Source organism: Bradyrhizobium sp. 76, from assembly GCF_023073025.1.
Taxonomy (GTDB): Bacteria; Pseudomonadota; Alphaproteobacteria; order Rhizobiales; family Xanthobacteraceae; genus Bradyrhizobium.
Genome location: NZ_JADPIS010000087.1, coordinates 1 through 983, shown reverse-complemented (window position 1 = coordinate 983; position 983 = coordinate 1). Strand labels below are relative to the sequence as shown.

The 983-nt window shown below is 59.1% G+C and carries 1 protein-coding gene; it reads left to right on the top strand.

Features of this window, described 5'->3' with window-relative positions; translation table 11 throughout:
- The coding region (locus tag IVB48_RS16515) for an IS701 family transposase (protein ID WP_247400926.1) at window positions 1-715 on the top strand (715 nt) is incomplete at its 5' end.
- Window positions 716-983: the final 268 nt, after the last annotated feature.

Here is a 983-nt window from a genome sequence, read left to right as displayed (position 1 = left end):
AGATCGTCTGGAAGCCGCATACGTGCCTGCCGATGTCGGCTTTGCGACCAAACCAAAGCTTGCGACGAGAATGATCGCACGTGCGATAGCCGCGTCTGTACCATTCAAGTGGGTTGCCGGTGACACCGTCTACGGTGTTGGCGACATCGAACAGCAACTACGGCGGGCAGGCAAAGGCTACGTGCTTGGGGTCAGCAGCGCTCATGTGTTTCGATCCTGGGGCAAGCGACCGCCGGTCGCCGGTACGGCCGCGGACCTCGCCCGGACGCGGCGCCCGTCCGACTGGAAGCGCCTGTCGGCGGGAGCCGGAACCAAAGGACCGCGGCTGCATGACTGGTGTTATCTCGAATTGGCCGACCTCGAGGCCGAGCAGTTCAACAGCGCAAATGATGGTTTATGGACGCGCGGTCTGCTGATCCGTCGCCATATCGCCGATGGCGATCTCGCCTTCTTCACCACCTGGTGCCCAGCGGGAACATCAATTGAAACGCTGGTCGCGGTCGAAGGCCATCGATGGGCGATCGAGGACAGCTTTGAAACCGCGAAAAACGAGTTCGGGCTCGATCATAACGAGAGCAGGTCCTGGCATGGCTGGCATCGCCACGTGTCCCTGGTGATGCTCGCCTTCGCCATGCTGGCGGCGATCCGCCATCGCGCTAATCCGCCACCGCCCAAAAAAACGAAACCTCGCCCCCCGGCAAAAGCCAAAGCATAACCACACCGCCACTGATCCGTTGGTCAATCCAGGAAATCCGCCGCATTGCCATCAGACTTGCTCGAAAGCGTATTCAACCCGCACGCATCATCGCATGGTCTTTCTGGCGCAGAGCTCATCAGGCTGCCGCTCAACGCGCTCACGTCAAATCAAAAAGACAACTGTAATGCTAGGGTCTGTTGGGATTCAGGATTCTCATCGGGGCTTGGTTGTGATTCAAGCTTGGGATGGACCGATTCGTTTTGACTGACGCCCAATGGGCGAAGAT